Source organism: Endothiovibrio diazotrophicus, from assembly GCF_054657215.1.
In genome coordinates, this window is the sequence record NZ_BAAHXB010000052.1 from 24,158 (window position 1) to 37,714 (window position 13,557).

The 13,557-nt window shown below is 63.1% G+C and carries 9 protein-coding genes; 8 read left to right on the plus strand and 1 reads right to left on the minus strand.

What is annotated here, in order from left to right; all coding sequences use genetic code 11:
* Positions 1-71: 71 nt before the first annotated feature.
* From ACYQ2W_RS13815 to ACYQ2W_RS13850, 8 genes are all read left to right on the plus strand, one after another.
* Entirely contained in the window at positions 72-5,960 is a 5,889-nt protein-coding gene (locus ACYQ2W_RS13815; RefSeq protein ID WP_459868090.1) for a hypothetical protein, read from the plus strand.
* Positions 5,961-6,020: 60 nt separating this feature from the next.
* Entirely contained in the window at positions 6,021-6,632 is a 612-nt protein-coding gene (locus ACYQ2W_RS13820) for a TetR family transcriptional regulator C-terminal domain-containing protein (RefSeq protein WP_459868093.1), read from the plus strand.
* 242 nt (positions 6,633-6,874) lie between these two features.
* Positions 6,875-7,687, plus strand: a complete 813-nt coding sequence (locus tag ACYQ2W_RS13825; protein WP_459868096.1) for a DODA-type extradiol aromatic ring-opening family dioxygenase — start codon at positions 6,875-6,877, stop codon at positions 7,685-7,687.
* Positions 7,688-7,944: 257 nt separating this feature from the next.
* The gene (locus ACYQ2W_RS13830) at positions 7,945-9,597 is read left to right on the plus strand and encodes an FAD-dependent oxidoreductase (protein WP_459868099.1); all 1,653 of its coding nucleotides are present in this window, start codon (positions 7,945-7,947) and stop codon (positions 9,595-9,597) included.
* Positions 9,598-9,896: 299 nt separating this feature from the next.
* The gene (locus tag ACYQ2W_RS13835) at positions 9,897-10,388 is read left to right on the plus strand and encodes a hypothetical protein (protein ID WP_459868102.1); all 492 of its coding nucleotides are present in this window, start codon (positions 9,897-9,899) and stop codon (positions 10,386-10,388) included.
* Between the two features lie 257 nt (positions 10,389-10,645).
* The gene (locus ACYQ2W_RS13840) at positions 10,646-11,134 is read left to right on the plus strand and encodes a hypothetical protein (protein WP_459868105.1); all 489 of its coding nucleotides are present in this window, start codon (positions 10,646-10,648) and stop codon (positions 11,132-11,134) included.
* Positions 11,121-11,345: a hypothetical protein gene (locus ACYQ2W_RS13845; RefSeq protein WP_459868108.1), complete on the plus strand. Its 225-nt coding sequence runs from the start codon at positions 11,121-11,123 to the stop codon at positions 11,343-11,345. The genes ACYQ2W_RS13840 and ACYQ2W_RS13845 overlap by 14 nt, the downstream gene beginning before the upstream one ends.
* 41 nt (positions 11,346-11,386) lie before the next feature.
* Positions 11,387-11,890 (plus strand): protease complex subunit PrcB family protein, encoded by a 504-nt coding sequence (locus ACYQ2W_RS13850; RefSeq protein ID WP_459868111.1) that lies wholly within the window; start codon positions 11,387-11,389, stop codon positions 11,888-11,890.
* Positions 11,891-12,554: 664 nt separating this feature from the next.
* Here ACYQ2W_RS13850 and ACYQ2W_RS13855 read toward each other — a convergent pair.
* The gene (locus ACYQ2W_RS13855) at positions 12,555-13,250 is read right to left on the minus strand and encodes a hypothetical protein (RefSeq protein ID WP_459868113.1); all 696 of its coding nucleotides are present in this window, start codon (positions 13,248-13,250) and stop codon (positions 12,555-12,557) included.
* Positions 13,251-13,557: the final 307 nt, after the last annotated feature.

Below are 13,557 nucleotides of genomic sequence, written 5' to 3' on the forward strand. Positions count from 1 at the left end.
CCTCTATCCAAAAACGAACGTGACGGGCGAAATGGGAGGAAAAATCTTACATAGTTGTAGGCGGTTTACTGATGACAGATAACTTTTTACCGGATACGCTCCGTTCCCGCTCGCCGCCACTCGGGATCGCCAAGGGTGCGGCTGGGCCCGCCAACGCACGCGCCATGGGAGTAGTGGAAGCGATGTCACCGAGAGCGGACCTTACCGATTGCAAACGAAGGTCGCCCGATTTTCGGGCCAAGGTTGTTCAACATATCTCGGTGATCGTCGCGCTCGTCGCCGCGGCGTTTTACCTGATTCCCACTCCCTACTTCGACTCGCACGCCGCAGCGGATGTGCGGACGCGGGAGGGATACGCCTTCGTCAGTGCCCTCTTTACCTTCCTGGCGGCGAGCGTCTTTCGCTGGTGGCACTCCATCCGCCACTGCCGCCGCGATCCCGAACGAAAGATATTCGAGGAGGATTCCCGCTTCCTCATCTGGGCGATCCCGCTGCCCCGTTTCCATTTCCATCACGAGCCCTACCGGCGCGAGTCCTCGCACAGCAATTTCTTCGGTCGGGAGGAGCTGTGCAACAAATTTCTCTCGGTGTTGAAACACAGCCAGAACAGCTCCGGCAGCTATCTGGTAGCCGGCTACCGCGGTGTCGGCAAGACCAGCTTCGTGAAAAAGGTGCTGGAGGACTACCGGATGGGGCGGGCAGAAGTCAATCGGGTGATTCACCCGACGGCGCTGTCGGGCCTGCCCCGTCTCCTCGGCGTGTTCTTCGCTCGGCTATTTGGTTCGATTCACCTCGCACTGCTGAAGCGGTACCACTATTTCAACAACTACTCGCGATCGGTTGGCTCCGCCCCGTCGCTGGTGATCGGCCATCTGATCAACGGCGCGCGTCTGATAGCCTGTCCATTCATCATCCCATCCGCGCTCGTGCTCTCCGGGCTGTTCCTGACCCACCCATCGGGCTGGCCAACTCGATTGATGTGCAGCCTGCTGCCCGGCGTCGAAGACCGGGTCATCGCTGGTTACTTGGCGATCGGCGTGTTCACCGCCTTGGCGGTAGCGCTCTACCTCTATCTCTCCCGTGGCTTCGAAGCCCTCAATCCGCTGCGCTGGTGGGCGTGGTTGTTCCGTCCGGTGCTGCTGGTGCAGATCAATCTCGGTCACGAGAAGCTGGATACCAAACGCCTGCTCTTCGACATTGCCACCCTGCTGCACATCCGCTATCGCGACCACGTCGGGATCTTCTCCCTGCCGACGCTGGCCAAATGGGTGATCTCCACCGCGTGCTCCCTGGTGCTCGCCAATCTCCTCTATACCGCCACGACACAGGAGAACGAACACGCCGAGCAGACCATCGAACGCCAGATATTCAGCGTCTTCATCCACCACGCCCGAAATCTTCCGCAGGAGAGGGTGGATCTCCCGTGTGTCGGCGACGCCCGCACGGTGAGAGAGCGGCTGCAGGATATCGAAGGGAAGATCTTTTTCGAGAAGGAGAACTTTGTCGATGCGGTGCGGACGCGGATACGCTCGTGCTTTCGCCCTGAAGAGGAGAGTGCACGTGATGATCTGATCAGTCTGTTGGCCGAACGGGCAGCGCAAATCGAGCAAGGGATCGGCGCGCACTTTTCCAACTATTGCGAAACGATCTTTGACGACCCGGGAGAAGCGGACAACGCCAGCCTCGCGCAGCGCGCCTACTGCGAGATCGGTGAGTCGCTGGCGGACTTCTCCCGCTGGGTGTGGTTGGGAACCCCCGACAGGGTGCTGGCACGCGAGGCGTGTGATCACGCCGCCGACCCCCGCCCGCAACGGGCGGGAATCCCGGTATCGCTGTCGTTCGTCGGCTATCGGGTGGGTGAGATCGCTCCTCAACGCAAATTCGTCGCGGGCGTGGCGCCCGTCGACGAGCGGAAACGTGACCAGATCGTGAGCGACTGCGCGGCGAAGCTTCGAGAGCCGCTCGCGCCGCCGCGTACCGACCAGCAGGGGCAGCCGTCGAACACCGGCGGGGGCGGCGCCGCGGTCGATGCCTCAGTGGCGGTACAAAACAATCACGACGAATTTCAGATCCTCCCGGAATTCGCCCAATGCGACGGGGTCGGTAGCGAGGGAATCTACAAGATCGCCTGCAGCCATGACGATCATCTGCTTCCCTACCAGGACAGTTGGTCACGGTTCATCGCCATTCACTTCCTGACGGATGTCGCCGGTTACATCCCAGGGCAATACCCGCGGCCATACCATCTGCTGGTCTTCGCCACGACGTTCGGCCTTTTCAGTGCGGTCATCCAGCTCCTCTTCATGTTCGGGCCGGGGCGGGTGACCCGCCAGATCGCCTACATCCATTCGCGAATCGTCGCCACCGACACCGTCGATAGCGGGGTCCGCTCCGAGACGCCGTTGGGTCGGTTCGGTGTGCGGCGTCGGCGCACCTATCAGCCGCTCGACAGCCGTCAGGCCGAGAGCCTGATCCTCGATGCTTTGGAGACCAATCGTCGAATCCTCTTCCTGCTGCCAAAGCCGGACATCATCTTCATCTTCGACGAGTTGGACAAGATCAACCCGACGCGCGAGATGGTCGATACCTCCGAGCGTCGCAGCACCGAGGTCAGCGCAGCGGTGGCCGTGCGGCGACGCAAGTTCGAGGTGGAGCAGTTGCTGGCCAACTTGAAGAACCTGATTACCGTTGCGCCGTGCCGCTTCATCTTCATTGCCGGCCGGGACATGATGGATGCCGACCTCGCCGATCAGGGCGAGGTCAACCACCTCTACAGTTCGCTGTTCGACGAGACCTTCTACGTGCCGAGTTTCCTCACCGATGCGTCCGATGATGACGGCGAGGATATCAGCTCGATGGTGGAACAGTATGTCTGCCGGCGACTGATGCCGCGCTCGGTGGCGCTCAAGCTGCACTACGATCGACAACAGCGAGCGGACGAACGTGGTGAGGGGCGGCGAATACTGACCTTCGTGGACTACGATTGCTGGTCGCTGTCGATCTACGCCGAGTACCTGCTGCGGGTCCTTCCGGACGCGCCCGAGCGCGCAATCGAACTGATCTCCTTCCTCCAGGACTTCATCTACTATCTCTCCTATCGCAGTGCGGGCAGTCCGAAGAAGTTGGCGCTGCAATTCGAGCAGTTCGTCCAACCGATGCCGCGCGATCTCTTCACCGGATCACCGCGGCACTACCACCCCCATCCCCCGATCGGCCACGGCATCCGCTTCGTCTTGCGCTTCGATCAGCGTGAGCAGTATCAGATCCAGCTGATCAGTCATGTATTCATCATGCTCCATGGCGAGACCAGCCATCTGGTTCGCCAGTTCGGTGATAAGCTGTCGTTGTCGACCTTCTCGATCCTCGACTATCTGTTCAAGTTCCATGCGGTTGCCTTCAGCATCCGTGACCTGGAACGGATGCCGGACGTTCTGGACATCCACCGCGCGCCGGCTCTTCCCCAGGTGATCGACATCCTGCTCGGTAAGATGCTCACGCCGTATCTGCGCCGGGTCGACAACGGGCTCTACGACTACCGGTTCCTCCACTACTTCCAGCCGGAGGTCGCCTACATCTCACAGTTTAGCGAGCGCGATCTAGCGGCCTTCAACTTCACCCTCGACGAGTCGATCAGCATCAAGCAGCACTACCGCGACTTGCTCGATGCGCAGCTTCGCTACGAATCGGCAATCCATGGACAGGGCGGTTCCCACGAGCCGCCATCGAGTCTCAGCCTCGCCTCGCTCCATACCATACTAGGCGATCTCTACAGCCTGGATCGCGAGTTCAGCGAGGCGCTCAACGAGTACCGCAACGCATTGACCCATCTTGCGGGGAGGCTGCGGAGCATGGATCTTCCCGATGCCAATTCCGGTGGATCGGCGGAGACCCGAATGGTTCGTTCGAGGAAGTTCGGCACCACCGACGAGCGGAAGTACTATCCGATTACCACCTCGGTCAATGCCCTGGTGGCCTATGTCCGCATCCTCCTCAAGATGGGCTTGATGTCGGAGCAGCGCAGCCAGTACGACGATGCGATCTCGCGCTACTTCCAGGCCTATCGCGCGGTGGATCACGTATTGCGGCGCAAGCTCGGCAAGCGGGCCATTGCGCCCAACATCTCTCTCCTCACGGTGCTGATCCAGCCCTACGTCTGTTTGGCGTTCGTGCATGCCAAGAAGGACCAGACGCCGGAGCAGAGCGATCGGATCATGGACCGGATGATCCACAAGTTCACCGGCTATCTGAAGGACAGTGAGCGGATCGGTGATCGCTTCCCGCCGATCTCGCCGGAGGGCCGGGAGATGGACCTGTTTCGCTCGCGTTTGCTCAGCCGGTGGGCGGAGATTCGGATTATCCGCTCGCGTTTCCTGGGGGCAGCGAGCAAGTACATCGAGGCGTTGAAGGGCCTGTTGATCGACGTCGAGTGTCTCAAGTCGAACCAGCCCGGATGTCACGACTTCGCCCAGCCCAACCTGCGTGCCGAATCGCTGCGGGCGATCGGCTTTAACTTGTCGGGGCTCGCCGACGCCCTCTCCGCCATCAGCTGCTACCGCTTCAATCTCCTGTTGGCCACTGGACGCGATATGAGCGATATCCCGCCCCCACCGGAGGAGTCCTACTGGGCGCGGGGTACCGAAGGCGCGACCAATCCGGTCAATCGGCTGTTTAAGAGGGTCCATAAGCACCTCGCCGTGCTGAAGGAGATCGAGAGCGACGGCAAACTGAAGGAGTTATTCGGCACCGGCGACCCGGAGCGGGTGTTCACCGAGCCCGGTCCGCGGGTCGCCGCCCTACTTTCGCGGATCGACAGGCTGGGACCGCGGCTGTATGTCGAGTCGGCCGTCGCCTACTACCTCAGCGAGACGCCGTCGGAGGCGGCGCTTTCTCTGCTCAAGTTGCAGTATTTCCTCGCCTTCGCCTATCGCCAGTGCCTGTTGCTCGACGTCACTCTTCCCGCGCCCGCGCAGCGGTTGAAGCCCTCCCGTTGGAAGTGGTTGTTCCCTCGGAATTTCAGTGATCGCGGGCGCACGGAGGAGTTGATGACCAGCTCCTTCGAGGCCAGCTACGAGGTCCATTCAGAACGACTGCGCCTGCTCTATCGGAGCGGTGAGTGGGTCCGCGACGAATCGTTCCGCCGCCATGAGGATGCGCTGATCAATTGGATCGCGCCGCCGATCAGCCAGTTCAGCCGCGTGTTGAAGGCCTATTGGCTGGTGAAGCCGCTGGACGCGCCTTATGCGGAGTGGGAAGAGAGCGTCGGGCTGCTCAATATCCGCAGCATGGGGGCGTTTCCGATCCACGAACGGATCTTCGCCTCGCACCTCAAGGGGGGGATGTACCTGGAAAAGGCCGAGATGTCGCTCCTGAGGCGCGCCCGCAGGGACGAACTCACCGATGAGCCGCCGGTGGAAAGGATTCCGGAACTACTCTGCCACGCGCTTTTTCATCTGATCAGCGCGGCGGAGGACGGCTCCGCTTACGATGGCGGTACCAACCTGCTCTCCCCGCACCTGGGGTTCATCTACTACCGGATGTGGCGAACTTTGCTCATCGGCAAACTGTTGGTCACACCGGAGTTGGCCGGGTCCGCCTGCTTGCCCGCGGACCGCGAATCGTTTCAGGCGCCCTTCGCCAGGTTGGAGCCCGATCTCGACGGCGAGAGGCGGCGCTTTCTACTCCTGCGCTATAGCCGCGACAAAGCGATGAAACTGCTCGGCGACATCACCGGGCGGCACAGTGGTGAGCACGGACTCTCCAACTTCGTCAGCCGTCGTTACTATTTGCACGACAGCTTTTCCGACCCTTACGTCCAGGGCTTGTGGGCAGTCGACTACGGGTTGGTGCCGGTGGTGCGCAAGCTGAAGGAGCACCTGCGGGAGAACCGCCTGAACCTCGGAGGGGGGCTCGATTTCGACGGTTCGAAGATCGAGTCCGATACCGAAGCGGGGGTACGGTGAGCTTGACACTCTCCGTTCGACCTGCAATGGTTACCACAAAATAGACTGATCGGTCGGTTCATGAAGCAGTACTCCGAGAAGGCCCTCAGGACCCGCGAGCGGATCCTCGACGCGGCGAGCCGCCTGTTCTACCTGAACGGCTACAACGCCACCGGTCTCGACCGCATCATCGCCGAGGCGGGGGTGACCAAGGGCAACTTCTACTACCACTTCAAGACCAAGGAGGCGTTGGCCGCGGCCACCGTGGAGTGGCACAAACAGGAGGCCTACCGGGAGCTGAAACTGGCCCCGACCTTCCCGGGGGAACGCCCGCTGGCGATCCTCTTCCGGGTGCTGGAGACGATGATCGAGCGCACCCTGTGCAGCGAGGACGGCTGCGAGATCCGCGGCTGCTACTTCGGCAATCTGGCGCTGGAGCTGAGCATCAACAGCGAGCCCGTGCGCCGCGCGGTGAGCGACGTGTTCGAGGGGGTGCGGGGCAGCTTCGCCGGCCTGCTGCAACAGGCGCGGGAGGCCGGGGAGCTCAACACGGCGATCGACCCGCAGCAGGCCGCTTCGCTGATCCTGTCGCTGATGGAGGGGGCGGTGATGATGGCCAAGACCGCCCAGAACGATCGGGAGGCGCGCCGCGCCCTGGCCTTCATCAAGGGGTGGCTGGCACCTGCGCGGTAGCCGGTCGGATGGAAGGCGATCCCGACCGGGTGGCCGCCGTCCCGTCTTGGTGGATGCGCTATCGCTTGTCCACCCTACGATTCCTCGCCGAGCCGGCTTGGTAGGGGGTGGGCCTGGCAAATGGGGCGAGAATTAGCAGGACACCCATCGCAATGAGTGGGCGCCAACCGCCCTTTTTCTGCCCAATCGGCTCGGGATTTCCTATACCCTCGCCACTCTGAAACCCGGATGGGAGGATTTCGATGGGTAACCGGACTCCAGGCTCCAGACCGAAGGCGCTATTCCTCTCCCACGGCGGTGGACCGCTGCCGCTGCTGGGGGACCCCGGCCACCGGGAGATGGTCTCCCGCCTCCAAGAGATCGCCGCCGGCATCCCCCGGCCCGATGCCCTGGTGGTGGTCAGCGCCCACTGGGAGGAGGCGCTCCCGACGATCACCGCCGGCAGGCAGCCGTCGCTGATCTACGACTATTACGGCTTCCCGGAGGCCTCCTATCACATCCAATACCCCTGCCCCGGCGAGCCCTCGCTGGCCGAGGAGGTCCATGCGCTGCTCGGCGACGCGGGGATCGACGCCGGGCTGGATGCGTCGCGGGGCTTCGATCACGGCCTCTTCGTCCCCCTCAAGCTCATGTACCCGGAGGCGGACATCCCCTGCGTGCAGCTCTCCCTGGTGAAGGACCTCGATCCGGGCGGGCACATCCGCATCGGGCAGGCGCTCGGCGCCTTGCGCCGGGACAACGTCCTGGTCGTCGGTTCCGGCTTCTCCTTTCACAATCTGCAGGCATTCTTTTCGCCCGACACCGCCGAATCCCGCGCGCGGAACCACGCCTTCGAGGCGTGGCTGGCGGAGACCTGTTGCGACGCCCTCGGTTCGGAGGAGGAGCGGGTGCGGCGGCTGATCGGCTGGTCGGATGCCCCGGGCGCCCGCTATTGCCACCCCCGCGAGGAGCATCTGCTGCCGCTCCATGTCTGTTACGGGGTGGCCCGGGCGCCCTGTACCGAGCGGTACGGACTCTCCATCCTGAACAAGGAAGTCAGCATCTATTTGTGGTGACCCGCCCACCTTCGCCGGTTCCCCTCACCACCGTTCGACATCCTTGATGTGGTCGATTCGTTGGACAATCCATTGCGATACGGCAAAAAATGATGAATTCCTACCACGAAAACTTCCGTTCCATGAATGGCCGGTTTCGGGCCGCGATCGAAAACAACGAGAGGTAGTCGAGAAGGAGACCCTTGGCAGGGATCGAGCCAACGCATCCATCCTGTTTAGCGAAGGGGAAATCCATGCCGGAATTCGCAGAGAGGCCGTTGACCACCGATGTCCTGGTCATCGGCGCGGGGGGCGCCGGGCTTCGCGCCGCCATCGAGGCCGACGACCGCGGCGTGGATGTCCGGGTGGTCTCCAAAGGCGCCTTTCCCGCGGGCTGCAACACGATCCTCGCCGGCGGCGTGATGCTCGCGCCGCTCGCCAAGGCGGACAGCGCGGAGAAATACCGCACGGACACCCTGAGGAACGGCGCGCAGATGAACTACCCGCACCTGGTCCAGCGCTTGGTGGAAGAAGCGGCGGAGCGGGCCCGCGACCTGAAGCGCTTCGGCACCGAGCAGTTGGAGGAGAACGGTCAGTTCGATATCCGGGACGCCAACGGCTGTTCGGTGCCGCGCGCCCTGCCGGCGGGCAGGCCCTACAGCGGCGACTGGATCAAGGGGCTGGTGGAGGAGGTGCGTCGGCGGGAGATCCCGGTGCACGAACGGATCATGGTCGTCGATCTGCTGAAGACGGATGGAGCGGTGTCGGGCGCCGTCGGTATCGACCTGCAATCGGGCGCGCTCTGCTCGTTCGCCGCCAAAACCGTGGTCCTGGCCAGCGGCGGCGGCGGCCATCTCTACGCCTTCTCCACCAACGCGCCGGGCATCACCGGCGACGGCTATGCGCTGGCCTACCGGGCGGGGGCCCGTCTCTCGCACATGGAGTTCGTGCAGATGCGCCAGTGCATCATCCACCCGCCGGCGCTGAAAGGGGTGCTTCCGCCCTTCGACGGGTTCGTCTCCACGGGGGGGCGGTTGTACAACGGTCTGCATGAGCGCTACATGCGCAGATATCATCCCGACCGCCTGGAGCGGGTGACCCGCGCCGAACTGGCCCGCTGCGCCCAGCTCGAAATCATGGCCGGCAGGCAGAGCCCCCACGGCGGCATCTACGGCGATCTGTCGGACGTGCCGAGCGACCAGCTGAACCGGGTCGAAAAGTTCACGCGCGCCTGCGCGGCGGCGGGGATCGACCCTGCATGGCAGCCCTACGAGTGGTCCCTCGCCGCGCACCACTTCATGGGCGGCGTGGTGATCGACGAGCGCTGCGCCACCGGGGTGCCGGGGCTCTTCGCCGCGGGCGAGGTGGTCGCCGGCGTCCACGGCGCGAATCGCATGGGCGGCAATGCGTTGACCGAAACCCAGGTATTCGGGGCGATCGCCGGTCGGTCGGCGGCAACCGCGGCGCAGGCTTCTGCGCCCACCGCCCTGCGACGTCCCGGCACCGATGCGCTTCGGCAAAGGGTGGTCCGCCTACGCGATCGCAACCGGGGGACCGATCACCGGGCCGTCAGGCGCAGGGTGGTCGAGACGATCAGCCAATTCGTCGGCGTGATCCGCAACGGTGACGGGCTGCGCACCGCGGTCGAGCGCATCGAGGCGATCCGAAACCGGGATGCCGAGCCCCTCAGCCTACTCGGTGAACGCTCTCCCGACGCGCTCGCGGCCTTCTTCGAAACCGAAAACATCCTGCTCCTCGGCGCGCTAATGGCGCGGGCGGCCCTGCGGCGGACGGAATCACGGGGCGCACACCAGCGGGAGGACTATCCCGAGACCAGCGAGGCCTGGCGAAAGCACATCGTCTTCCACCAGGAAAACGGCCGGATGCGAATGACGGAGGTGACGGCCGAAGCCGAAAAGGGAATGGCATAACAAGAACGAAACCAACCCCACCATTTCACCGACCCCACCCGATGTCAGGCATTGTCAGCAACGGATCCGTCCGTGTTGTTAGGCTCCCTATCGCTATCAGCGGAGCGAAGTAGCACATACGGGCGCGGCGCGGCCGTTCGTTCACCGACCATCCGCAGGCCCCCGCCACGCGCGGCGGCTCGCGAATCGCCGGACGATCCCATGATCGGAAGGAGCCGCCGCCACCATGCGCGCGAACGGCGCGCCGCGACACGGACACCAGCCGTTGGACTTCTCGACCTTCTTCAGGAGAACTACCCATGCAATGCCAATGTCAGATCGTAAACAACACCAGCACCGTTATCACCTACGCCGCGCTGGGGCACTCGACCAGCGTTCCGGGTCTGTCCGGGAATATCCAGAAGGTATTCACCGTCACCAATTTGGGCCCCGGCGAGGCGTCCCCGGTATATCCCGCCACCCAGGAGTCCGACACGTTGGACTTCTGGACCGCGGTATTCCAGTTCGAGGGGGACGACAAACAGTACATTCTGGCAAACGACGTGCTTCCCTTCGCGGAGTGCGAAACCCCCGCCAACGGAGCGGCATCGCTGCATGTCACGCAGTACATCGATTCCGATACGGCTCCCGGGTCGTGTCGAATCGATACGTTCGATTCCTACAGTGACGGCAAGTGGTCGGGCTTTGACGGCAGTTGCGACGAACAGGTCCTCACCCCCGACGCGCTGACCAACGAAAACGAAGCCGAGGAAGAGCTGGTCGAGCTGATCCTGGAACTCCTGGGCGCGTGAAACGCTGAATGCCCCGCGAAAACCCCGGCCTGTCGCCGGGTTTTTTTTTGTCTCTCCGCGCGAAACCGCACCCCGTGGCAATTGGCGAAACGGCATCTGCCGCCCCGTTGTCTCGTGTTGCCGGATCGGCTCGCGACGGAAGCTCATCCAGTTCGACGGCAGGAACCGGGAGGAGGCTGTCGCGCAGCCCAACGAGCGGTTAAGCTCCGGCGACTGACGGATTCCGCCGTTCCGCCGATGACGAGGAGCTGACCACGATGAAGAAGAGATGGGGACTGATCGCGCCGCTGCTGGCGCTGCTGATGCTGTTCAACGTCGGCTACGCCGCCGGCGCGCCGGACTACGGCGCGTGCCCGCCCGGCGCGGTGGGGGTGCCGGTGAGCAACGCCGAGATCCGCTTCTGGTACAACCAGCAGGTGGTGGTGATCCCGGCGCTCAACCGCGAGTGGATCGCCGATCAGCAGGATCCCCGCGAGCGCGCCGAGCGGGCCTACGAGATCCGCCACAACGCACGGATCAACGCCCGCTACTTCATGCGCGACAAGCAGGAGGTGGCGCTGCTGCACGAGCGGGACGAGGCGAAGTACGGCAATCCCGACGGACCCACCTTCGACGAGCTGGTGAAGGCGAACCGCGCCGAGGGGCTGATCGGCGATGCCGTCTTCGAGGCGATCGTCGACAGCTCCAGCCGCACCAGCGCGGAGTTCAACCAGCTCTTCGGCCTGCCGAGCGGTGGCGGGCACTGACGGCCGGTTCGCCGCCCGGGCCGCCCGGGAGATCCCCTGGCGGCGGACCGACGATCCCGAACACCCCTTCACCGCCGAGGTCGACGGGGCGTGCTGGTCGATCCGGCTGAACGATTTTCCCGCCGAGCCCCTCTACTCGCTACTGATCGACGGGGAGGTGGTGGCCCACTTCGACGACTGGCCGGCGCATTGGCAGCGACCCGCCCGGTGAAGGACACCGTCGTCGACACGAATCTTTGAGGAGTGAAACAGATGAAAGCGCATTTCTGGAAAGGGGCTTTTCCGATCATTCTCGCCGCCATCAGCGGCCCCTCGGGCGCCGCCGGAGAACAGGCGAATGAGATCTTCTCCCACAGTGTATTGACCCTTCCCTTCGAGTACCGAAGCGGCGAGCCGTGGAGCAGGACCATCACCTCCCGGGAAGGGTGGGAATCGTTTTACAACGAGCTGGTTTCCCAGAATGTCGTGGACGGATATTCGGAGGGTTTGACTACCGCGCCCGACATCGACTTTACGAACTATCAGGTAGTTGCCGGCGGGGTCGGGAGAAGGAACGCCGGCGGGCTCGAAGTGATGGTGAACAGGACGTATGAGTCCTCCACCTACATGAACGTCTATGGGTATTTCGTCAGCGCCGGGTCGAACTGCGCGGTCACCCAGGCCGTCAACTACCCCTACGCGGCCATCCTGATCAAAAAAACCGACAAACCGATTCGCTTCCAGTTTTCCGATCTGACGTATCACTGTTCGGACTAGTACGCCGTCCCTTACGAAGCGAAGAACAGATACTGGTTGATCTACTGCGACGAGCGGCCCTGCGGGGACATTTTGTCCGCGATGGTCAGCGCCAGGTCCAGCAGTTTCACCAGCGCACTCGTCTCCTGCGCGTGGAGGGACTGGCCCTGATCGCCGGCCAATGATCCGCGCCGACAGGGTCGGAATCGCCGTATGGGAGTCGGCGGAGCGGGGGGCGTCAACACGGTGGGGTCAAGCCTTTCTCGTTGCCTTCTCTGCTCGATTGATAATGGGTATGGTTGTCCATCAGGCAATAGACGTGTATCCCCCAGTTGAAGCCCTGGCAAACCTCGCCAAGAGTTCCCAGAAAGGCGAGGCGATCATCGTTCTTGCGATAGATCTCCTCGCGCCCATTTCCTCGAGAGGTTACATGGTAAAGGGCGCCTGCGAATTCAATTCGTAGTGGTCTGGCCATGAGGCCACACTACCCGGGGTCGCATTGATAGGCAATAAGAAAGACCTGACCCCAGCGCCTGGACCCCAGCGCCGCCAGCGCACGTGTGTGTGCGCCCGCCCGGCGGCCCTTGGATTGGACCGTGCTTCCCGGGAGGCTGCCGATCTGCGGCGAGACCGGGGCGGAACCCCGCCCCCAATCCCGCCTGCGTCGATCGTTGCAGACACCCGGTTACGGTGCGTAGGGGGTGTCGCCGACTTGAGGGCAGGTGCTGTTGCCGTTGCCGTCGATGTACTGCGTCACCGTATAGGCCCCCGAATCCTGCTCACAACGCCATCCCGACAGGGGCTGGTCGGAAGTAGAGGGGGTATAGGTAAAGTGCTCGGTATCGAATTCGATGGTCTCATAGGCATGCGTGCCGTCGCACGAAGTGAACGGCAAAACTTCGCGCCACAGACAGAATCGATCACTCGGAGCGGGGCTGGCGCCGTTGACCACCGCCCCACGCGCGATGGTGTGACCGACAGCCTCCGCAACCCCCCAGGAACCGTTGCTGAAGTGCTGTGCCGTGACGATCGGCACCGACTCGGGGTTGACATAGACCTCCATGCCGGGGTTCACCGTTTCGGGGAATCCGAGGCACCCGCCGGTTATCGTCCCCCAGCTACTGGCTAGTTCCGCCGCGGTCATCTTGTCGCCGAATTGAACGAACACGCCACGCTTGTCCAGGCAGGTGGAAAGATCGTCGCAATGATGCAGGTCGGCCGTATACCCCATCTCCAGGACGAAACACTGCGTCGCCGCCTGCACCGGACTGACCGACAACAAAGCCGGCACCACGGCGGCGAGCAACCATCTCCCGGTCATCGCGCCACGTCCCGTCGAATGCTTCATCACGCGCTGAGCGCCCTTCTCATGCTTGGCCATGATATCCATCCTTTTCATATGGCATTCCACGCCCGCGGGAGGCGGCGTGTGGATCGATCCCCTTGCCATCGACAATGGCCGAAACGGCGGCCATCACCGCTTTCCCGCGGGGACCAACCGGCGAGTTGACGGACGGGTCCAACCAAATACCCGGGAGCCAACCCTCCGCCGATTGATGTCTTGCAACTGTCTGGATAGTAAAGATTTTCTGGTCCGGCCACCATCGGATAACAACTACAATCACATAAGCCTTCTCTTACACCTCGTGACGTCCAATTCCTAAATTCCGGCGCCGTCGGGAACTCCT

What these genes read in the sequence shown, in the direction of transcription:
- ACYQ2W_RS13815 (WP_459868090.1), top strand. Translation starts at nt 72, where the DNA reads ATGACAGATAACTTTTTACCGGATACGCTCCGTTCCCGCTCGCCGCCA.
- ACYQ2W_RS13820 (WP_459868093.1), top strand. Translation starts at nt 6,021, where the DNA reads ATGAAGCAGTACTCCGAGAAGGCCCTCAGGACCCGCGAGCGGATCCTC.
- ACYQ2W_RS13825 (WP_459868096.1), top strand. Translation starts at nt 6,875, where the DNA reads ATGGGTAACCGGACTCCAGGCTCCAGACCGAAGGCGCTATTCCTCTCC.
- ACYQ2W_RS13835 (WP_459868102.1), top strand. Translation starts at nt 9,897, where the DNA reads ATGCAATGCCAATGTCAGATCGTAAACAACACCAGCACCGTTATCACC.
- ACYQ2W_RS13840 (WP_459868105.1), top strand. Translation starts at nt 10,646, where the DNA reads ATGAAGAAGAGATGGGGACTGATCGCGCCGCTGCTGGCGCTGCTGATG.
- ACYQ2W_RS13850 (WP_459868111.1), top strand. Translation starts at nt 11,387, where the DNA reads ATGAAAGCGCATTTCTGGAAAGGGGCTTTTCCGATCATTCTCGCCGCC.
- ACYQ2W_RS13855 (WP_459868113.1), bottom strand. Translation starts at nt 13,250, where the DNA reads ATGGCCAAGCATGAGAAGGGCGCTCAGCGCGTGATGAAGCATTCGACG.